The 5522-nt window shown below is 71.4% G+C and carries 5 protein-coding genes, 1 tRNA gene and 1 other RNA gene; 4 read left to right on the plus strand and 3 right to left on the minus strand.

What is annotated here, in order from left to right; all coding sequences use genetic code 11:
* Positions 1 to 1228 (minus strand): DNA polymerase III subunit gamma and tau (locus E1266_RS35140; RefSeq protein WP_132054579.1); only part of this gene is annotated, 1228 nt, incomplete at its 3' end.
* A 55-nt stretch (positions 1229 to 1283) separates the two neighbouring features.
* An RNA gene (gene ffs, locus E1266_RS35145) (signal recognition particle sRNA small type) lies at positions 1284 to 1379 on the minus strand.
* A 60-nt stretch (positions 1380 to 1439) separates the two neighbouring features.
* Between ffs and E1266_RS35150 the strand changes: the two genes are divergently transcribed.
* From E1266_RS35150 to E1266_RS35165, 4 genes are all read left to right on the plus strand, one after another.
* Positions 1440 to 1784 (plus strand): DUF952 domain-containing protein, encoded by a 345-nt coding sequence (locus tag E1266_RS35150; RefSeq protein WP_132054581.1) that lies wholly within the window; start codon positions 1440 to 1442, stop codon positions 1782 to 1784.
* A gap of 10 nt (positions 1785 to 1794) precedes the next feature.
* Positions 1795 to 1879: transfer RNA gene (locus E1266_RS35155), tRNA-Ser, on the plus strand.
* A gap of 95 nt (positions 1880 to 1974) precedes the next feature.
* Positions 1975 to 3174, plus strand: coding sequence for a hypothetical protein (locus E1266_RS35160; protein WP_132054583.1), 1200 nt, complete (start codon positions 1975 to 1977; stop codon positions 3172 to 3174).
* A gap of 187 nt (positions 3175 to 3361) precedes the next feature.
* A complete protein-coding gene (locus tag E1266_RS35165) occupies positions 3362 to 3670 on the plus strand; it encodes a type II toxin-antitoxin system VapB family antitoxin (protein WP_132054584.1) in 309 nt (102 codons plus the stop codon).
* A 43-nt stretch (positions 3671 to 3713) separates the two neighbouring features.
* Here E1266_RS35165 and E1266_RS35170 read toward each other — a convergent pair whose 3' ends face one another.
* Positions 3714 to 5165: a helix-turn-helix transcriptional regulator gene (locus E1266_RS35170; RefSeq protein WP_132054586.1), complete on the minus strand. Its 1452-nt coding sequence runs from the start codon at positions 5163 to 5165 to the stop codon at positions 3714 to 3716.
* Positions 5166 to 5522: the final 357 nt, after the last annotated feature.

Genomic DNA, 5522 nt, shown 5'->3' on the forward strand with positions numbered 1-5522 from the left:
ATACCCGCGGGGGCGGCGGTGCGGGCGACGGTGTCATGCCGCCGGTTTGAGCGTCCACCGGGCCGCCCTGGGCGGCCTGGCGTTCCAGGCGGTCGAGGCGGGCGAACAGCGACGCCTCGTCCTCGTACGCGGCGGGCAGGAGGATCCGCGCGCAGATCAGCTCCAGCAGCAGCCGCGGGGACGTCGCGCCGCGCATCTCGGTGAGGCCGGTGTGCAGCAGGTCCGCCGCGCGGGTCAGCTCCCCCGGCCCGAGGGACGACGCCTGGCGCCGCATCTGCTCCAGCTCGTCCGGCGCGACGTTCAGCAGCCCCGAGCCGCCGGCCTCCGGGACGTTCGACAGGATCACCAGGTCGCGCACGCGTTCCAGCAGGTCGGCGGTGAAGCGGCGCGGGTCCTGGCCGCTCTCCACGACCCGGTCGACGGCGGCGAAGACGGCGGCGCCGTCGCGGGCCGCGAACGCCGCGATGACCTCGTCCAGCAGCGCGGAGTCGGTGTACCCGAGGAGGGAGACGGCCCGCGTGTAGGTGATGCCGGCCTCGTCCGACCCGGCGAGGAGCTGGTCGAGGATCGACAGGGTGTCGCGGGCGGAGCCGGCGCCCGCGCGGACGGCCAGCGGCAGCGCGGCGGCCTCGTACGGGACGTCCTCCGACCGCAGGATCTCCTCGACGAGCTCGGTGAGCACGCCGGGCGGGATCAGCCGGAACGGGTAGTGGTGGGTCCGGGACCGGATCGTCCCGATGACCTTCTCCGGCTCCGTCGTCGCGAACACGAACTTCAGGTGCGGCGGCGGCTCCTCGACGAGCTTCAGCAGCGCGTTGAAGCCCTCCCGGGTCACCATGTGCGCCTCGTCGATGATGTACACCTTGAAGCGCGCCGACACCGGGGCGAAGAACGCCCGCTCCCGCAGGTCGCGGGCGTCGTCGACACCGCCGTGCGAGGCGGCGTCGATCTCGATCACGTCGATGTGCCCGGTCCCGGTGGGCCCGAGCGCGACGCACGAGTCGCACTTGCCGCACGGATCCGGGGTCGGTCCCTGCTCGCAGTTCAGCGAGCGGGCGAGGATGCGGGCGCTGGACGTCTTGCCGCAGCCGCGCGGACCGCTGAACAGGTACGCGTGGTTGATCCGGCCGTTGCGCAGCGCCTGCTGCAGGGGCTCGGCGACGTGCTCCTGCCCCTTCAGCTCGGCGAACGTCGCTGGCCGGTACTTGCGGTACAGCGCCAGACTCATCGGGGGTCCGCCCTCCCTCGCGAAGCGGAGCGCCACAAGCGCGGTGACCCTTCAAACAAGGGACCCCCCGCACACCCGCCAGAGCCTGCTTATCCTTGCTGCCTTCCGGCCCTGGGGAGGTTCACAGGGTGACGCCATGCGAGGGGTCTGCCCCAGAGTCTATGGCATCCCGCCCCCAGGATTGCCACGCTTCCGGCGTAGTCTCCGCCTCATGTCCGTCCCGACGCACGCCACGCTGCTCCACATCGCCGAACGTCCCCACTGGGACGCCGCCCGCGACACGGGGGAGCCGTACGCCATGTCGACGCTCGGCCGCACGCTGGACGAGGAGGGCTTCGTCCACTGCTCGTCGGACCTGGCCCAGGTGGGCGGCGTACTCGGCCGCTTCTACACCGGCGTTCCCCGCTCCGACCTGGTCCTCCTGGTCATCGACGTGTCCCGGCTGGACGCCCCCGTGCGCTACGAGCCCGCCGGCGACGAGGTCTTCCCGCACGTCTACGGCCCGATTCCGGTCTCCGCGGTAATTGATGTCAGGTCACTGCCCGGGAACCGGTAGGCTTCCCCGTGGAGGATTCGCCTAGTGGCCTAGGGCGCACGCTTGGAAAGCGTGTTGCGTGCAAGCGCTCGCGAGTTCGAATCTCGCATCCTCCGCTCGCCTGACGGCAAGACGTCACACAGGGCGGCACCCACCGGTGCCGCCCTCTCTGCTTTCCGGGTGTCGTTGGCGGGAACTAGCGTCCGGGTGCATGGGGCTTGATCTTGTCGCGCTCGCCAAAGAGCGGCGCTTCACGCAGGACTGGGAAAGCAGGCGCATCGGACGGCACGACGTCCTCGTCGAAGAGGGGAAGGTCGGCACCTTCGTCTACCTCTTCACCGACGACCGCGTGCTGGTCGCCAAGGCCAACCGGGGGTACCGCGAGGACGTCATGGAAGCTCTGCTGGACGCCGTCGCCGACCTGGTGGACGGTGAGTTCGGCGACACCGTGCACGCCAGGCCGATCGACGTGCCGGGCTTCGCACTGGACCGGGCCGTGCTGCTCGGCCCCGGGCAGACCGGCTTCTGGGAGAGTCGCGACCCCGAACTCAGGGCGCGCGGCCTGCAGGTCGTTCCCGCATACCGCGGCGAGGTCGCCGACGGGGAGCCCGCCGAGCGGTTCCGGCGGGCCGTCCTCGGCAAGGGCCTCAGCGTACGAGAAGGCCACTGGGACCGGGATCCGGTGCCGCGCGCCCTGGTCACCCGGGACAACGGGCCCAAGCACGGGATTACCGTCCCGAAGGCGCGGGACGTGGTCATTTCCGCCGAGACCGTGCTGGACAACTACGCGGAGAGCATCCCCCCAGGCATCGAGATCCTCCTGCGCGATGTCCGGGACCGTGAGCTCCGGCTGCGTCGCGACTGGGACCGTTTTAACGGCACTCTCGTGGACGGCCGGAGCGAACTGGAGGTGTCGCTCCCGGCCGACCGCCTGTGGGAGCGGCTGGGCCCGCTGTTCCACGGCGAGGACACCGGCGCCGCGACCCTCGTCGCCGGCCCGGAGGAGTCCGCGCCGATGCTCATGGTGCGGGTGCACAACCGGTACCGGAGCGACGGGCCGATGTCGCCGGTCACGCTGGACGACGCACTGATATGGGTGCGGAGTCTGGAGCCGGTCGACGGCTATTTCCTCACCTTCGCCGGCCGCTCGGACGACGCCGTCCAGATGATGTGGATGGGCGGCCCGGAGATGAAGCCCCCCGAGACGTTCCCGGAGCAGCGGCGGGAGTGGGCGGCCGAGCTGCGCCGCGAAGGGCCCCGGCTGTGGCTGGAGGCGCCCTTCCCTGAGAAGCGGGAGCTGCACGGCCGGTTCGTCACGACGGAGGAGGCCGAGCGGATGGTGACGATCCTCGCCGTCGAGGACCGCGTCGCCGTCCACGAACTGGGCGATCTGGAGATCAATACCTGGTAGGCCGGGCGCGGGCGTCGCGCGACCGCACCGCCCGCGGAGGGCCCGCGGCGGCCCCGGCTCCAGCGACGGTGATTAATGACCACGTCCCTGAGCTGGGCGGTAACTGGTTTACCAGTGGAGGCAAGTGGAGTGACGGATGTTGTTGCGTTGCCTTCTCCGGGCAACCGCGACGCCGTAGACTCGAAGAGTGATCTTCAAGGCGGTGGGTGATGGAAGGCCCTATCCCGACCACGGACTCTCGTCCCGGGACTGGGCCAAGATCCCCCCTCGCCAGGTACGACTCGACCAGCTCGTGAGCACCAAGCGGGAGATGGACCTGCAGTCGCTGCTGTCGAAGGACTCCACCTTCTACGGCGACCTGTTCCCGCACGTGGTCCAGTGGAAGGGCGAGCTGTACCTGGAGGACGGCCTGCACCGGGCCCTGCGCGCCGCGCTGCACCAGCGCCTCGTCCTGCACGCCCGCGTCCTCGACCTGGACGCCGTGGACATGTCCTGACCGCCGGCCACCGGACGGTCGGAGCGGTGCACCAGGCAGCGCGCTAGACGCGGCCCAGGTTGCGGTCGGCGGTGTGGTTGCGGGGGGCGCGGAGACCGGCGGCCTCCAGTGCCCGCCGGTAGGCGGCCGCCGCGGAGTCGGCGTCCTGGACGAGTTCGTACAGTTCGCCCAGCTCCCTGAGCAGGTGCGCCGCCGGGCGGCCGGCGGGCAGGGTCGCCAGCTGCTCCGATGCGGCGCGCAGCACGACCTGCGCGGCCGCCGGGTCCCCCTGGGCGACGCGGGCGCGCGCCAAGACGAGACGGGCCAGGACGGTCTTCTGCGTACGTGCGGCCAGGTCGCTGCCCGGTTGCGGGGCCACGGCATGGGACGTAGCCGTGGGGGCGGCCAGGGCCATGCCCGTGTCGAGGAACTGTTCCAGCGTCGCGATGGCCTCGTCCAGTTCGCCGATCAGCACGAGCGCGCGGGCCTTAGCGATCGTGCTCTCGGTCGATTCGGCTCCACCGAGATCGGCGGTCTCCTCCAGGAGTTCAAGGGCCTCCTGCGCGGCCTCGCGCGACCCCTCGGGACGAGGCCGTTCGAATCCGAATTCACCGCTTGGCACCGCGTCGGACGGCGCGGCCGACGAGAACGGCGTGACTCCCCTGAGCAGCGCCTTGGCCGCGGCCAAGGAGAGGCGTGCGCGGGTCTGCGCCGGGCTGGTGTCGCTGCGTGCGGCCAGGGCCTGGTCGGCGAAGTAGAGCGAGTCGCCGATCGCGCCTTCGTCCAGGGCGCGCATGCTGGCGCGCTGGTAGTGGACGCTCAGCGGCTCGTCCGCCGGGCCCTCCGGGTGCAGGAGACGGCGCCCGAGATCGTGGGCGCGCGCCGGAGCGGAGCGGTCCACGTACGCGAGGAGGAGGACCCGCCCGACTTCGGTGTACTCCTCACCCACCCCGAGCCCGAGGTGCTGCAGCCGCGCGACGGCGCGTTCGCCGAGGGCGATGGCCTGCCCCAGGTCGCCCACCGAGTGGTAGCAGCGGGCCAGCGCGATCACCGGCGGCAGCCAGCTCGCCCTGCCCGGGTCCCTCTCGGCGTGCTCGCGCAGCTCTTCGAACAGCGCGATCGCGTTGTCGGTGCGGCCCAGCTCCTCCAGGGCGCGGGCACGGCCCCAGCGCGCGCGGGCGGTCAGGTCGGGATCGTCGCTGCGGGCGATCACCTCGTCGAATCCCGTCTCCGCCGTGCCGGGGTCGCCGCGCAGCAGCGCGAGGTGCGCGTGGCGCTCCCGTACCTCCAGGTGGGCGCGCTGCTCCGGTTCGACGCCCTCGGCGAGGTACTCGGGTGTGCAGCCGAGGCGCTCGGCCAGCATGCGCAGGACGGTCGGCGTCGGGGTGCGCTTGCCCGACTCGATCAACGAGATGTAGCTGTCGGAAAGGTCGTGACCGGCGAGCTGTGCCTGCGACAAGCGTCTGGTCAGCCGCAGGTTGCGGACACGTTCTCCGACGTTGCCTGGACCCGGCATGTGGACTCACTTAGCGGAAGTAAACAGGCGGCTGGGGTGCCGACATGATTGCACATTGCGGGTAATCGCACATCGAGAGTAAAGAAGCGACAAGTGCCGGGATCGGCTGGTCGGGGCCGCTGCGGGCCGGCGCGCCCGCCGCTGCATCGCCGTGGCGCGCCGGTTGCGGCCGGTGGAGACCCCGGCGATCGCGACGCCTGTCACCCTGGGAAGGTATCCGACCATCCGCACAAGATCGTAAAAACCGCCGAAATAGATCAGCCCGTCGCGCGTACCGGCTAGCCGCGCCATGCCCGGCCGGCCTCCCTCGGGCGTCCGCCTTCCGGGCACCGGGTACGGGGGGCGCGGGGTCAGGGG

Source organism: Actinomadura sp. 7K534, assembly GCF_004348575.1.
Taxonomy (GTDB): Bacteria; Actinomycetota; Actinomycetes; order Streptosporangiales; family Streptosporangiaceae; genus Spirillospora; species Spirillospora livida.